We start from the raw sequence: 1,881 nt of genomic DNA, 5'->3' as shown, positions 1-1,881 counted from the left end.
GTCTACGGTCGCCGCGTCCTAAACTGAACGGACGGCAACGAGAACCCATTCTTCACGCGATTTAAATTGCGCGCTATTTAATTGCGTGCTTAACTATCTCTCGTGGCCCGGCACCCCGGCGCCCTCTCCCATCACGAACGCCAAGGACATTGATCATGAGCAACCTCTCGAACCTCAAAGAAGTCCTCTACACCGCCCACGCCAAGGTCGCCGGTGGCCGCGAAGGTCACGTCGAAAGCGACGATGGCCTGATCAAGCTCGACCTGCGCCTGCCGAAGGAAATGGGTGGCAATGGCGGCGGCAGCAATCCCGAACAGCTCTTTGCCGCTGGCTACGCCGCCTGCTTCGAAGGTGCCGTGCGCTTCGTCGCCGGCCAGCAGAAGGTCAAGGTCGACGGCGCTTCGGTCGCCAGCTCGGTCGGTATCGGCCCGCGCAACGACTCCGGCTTCGGCATCAAGGTGAAGCTCGAAGTGAGCCTGCCGGGTGTCGACGACGCCACCGCGCTGGAGATCGTCAAGACCGCTCATGAGAAGGTCTGCCCCTACTCCCACGCTACCCGTGGCAATGTCGATGTCGATATCTCGGTGAACGGCAAGACGGTCGCCTAAGCGGTCCTTCTGCCAAGCGATTCAACGGACGGCGCCTTCGGGCGCCGTTTTCGTTATCTGGCACGACTTCCGGCACGTGGCAGCAACGTAAGACGAGCGCACCTTCCCTTGGTCGGACCACCGTCGCGAAGGGGATCGCCATGACACCGCTCAACAGGGACGCTCGCCTGGCCGGATTCACGTATCTGCTGATCTGCCTGGTGGGTCCGCTCCGCCTCATCTACATACCGAGCGCGCTCCTGGTGAGCGGTAACCCGGCTGAAACCGCTACGAACATCGCCGCGCACGAGACGCTGTTTCGCTGGGGCATGTTTGGCGACCTGTTCATCGGAACCATGCTGATTTTCGTTGTGCTGGCGCTCCACCGATTGCTCAAGTCCGCGGGGCCTACGTTAGCCGTGACGATGGTGATCTTCGGCGGCCTGCTGCCGTCGGCTATCTATTTCATCAACACCGCCAACGATGCCGCGGCTCTGGTCCTGGTACGCGGGGCCCCCTTCCTCGATGCCTTCAGCCAGGCGCAGCGCGAATCGCTGGCCATGCTGTTCCTGCGCGTGCACCGCGAAGTCATCACCGCTGCCGAAATGTTGTGGGGACTGTGGCTCATACCCCTGGCCATCCTTGTCTGGCGCTGTGGTTTCCTTCCGCGCGTACTGGCCGTGTGGCTGATGCTTAATGCGTTTGCCTACATTGCACAGAGCTTCGCGGGTTTCGTCATGCCGCAGCTCTCGGACAGCCTCGACACGGCGTGCTTCCCCCTCCAGCTCGGCGAAGTCGCCTTCATGCTCTGGCTGCTCGTCTTCGGCGCGCGGCGTTTCATCCTGACCGGGAACAAAACCCAATGAGTACGTTGCAGGACGCCAAACCCTCTGTACGAATCAAGCTGGCCGGCCTATGGGCCTCGTTGATGTCCTGCTACATCTACGGCGACTACTTCGGCCTGTTCGCCGCCGGCCGGATTCAGGACATGATCGCCGGCAACTTCGGCCCGTTAGGGCCGACGACACCGGGCATCCTGGTGGGCGTCAGCCTGCTGATGGCGGTCCCGGCGCTGATGATCTTCGGGTCCCTGGCGCTGCCAGCCAGCCTCTGCCGCTGGGCGAACGTCGTCTTGGGCCTGTTTTATACACTGATCATGCTGCTGACCATGCCCGGGGCGCCGGCGTTCTACCTCGTTCTTGGTGTCATCGAGGTGCTGCTGACCGCTGCCGTGGTCGTACACGCATGGCGGTGGCCGAAGGTCTAGGATGATGTAAATTCGGCAATCGGGGGA

Annotated in this window: 3 protein-coding genes; all 3 read left to right on the top strand. The window is 62.1% G+C overall.

Annotated features, from left to right (window positions below; all coding sequences use genetic code 11):
• Positions 1-155 precede the first annotated feature (155 nt).
• Positions 156-608, top strand: a complete 453-nt coding sequence (locus tag AC1DSN_RS22040; RefSeq protein ID WP_063573834.1) for an organic hydroperoxide resistance protein — start codon at positions 156-158, stop codon at positions 606-608.
• A gap of 140 nt (positions 609-748) precedes the next feature.
• Positions 749-1,453: a DUF4386 domain-containing protein gene (locus AC1DSN_RS22035; protein ID WP_477298446.1), complete on the top strand. Its 705-nt coding sequence runs from the start codon at positions 749-751 to the stop codon at positions 1,451-1,453.
• Positions 1,450-1,854 (top strand): DUF6326 family protein, encoded by a 405-nt coding sequence (locus tag AC1DSN_RS22030; protein ID WP_477298447.1) that lies wholly within the window; start codon positions 1,450-1,452, stop codon positions 1,852-1,854. The genes AC1DSN_RS22035 and AC1DSN_RS22030 overlap by 4 nt, the downstream gene beginning before the upstream one ends.
• Positions 1,855-1,881 lie beyond the last annotated feature (27 nt).

This window comes from Luteibacter sp. P4_D7_3, assembly GCF_056401735.1.
The sequence above is the reverse complement of the archived record's forward strand: the minus strand, read 5'-3'. Positions and strand labels throughout refer to the sequence as shown.

What these genes read in the sequence shown, in the direction of transcription:
- AC1DSN_RS22035 (WP_477298446.1), top strand. Translation starts at nt 749, where the DNA reads ATGACACCGCTCAACAGGGACGCTCGCCTGGCCGGATTCACGTATCTG.
- AC1DSN_RS22040 (WP_063573834.1), top strand. Translation starts at nt 156, where the DNA reads ATGAGCAACCTCTCGAACCTCAAAGAAGTCCTCTACACCGCCCACGCC.
- AC1DSN_RS22030 (WP_477298447.1), top strand. Translation starts at nt 1,450, where the DNA reads ATGAGTACGTTGCAGGACGCCAAACCCTCTGTACGAATCAAGCTGGCC.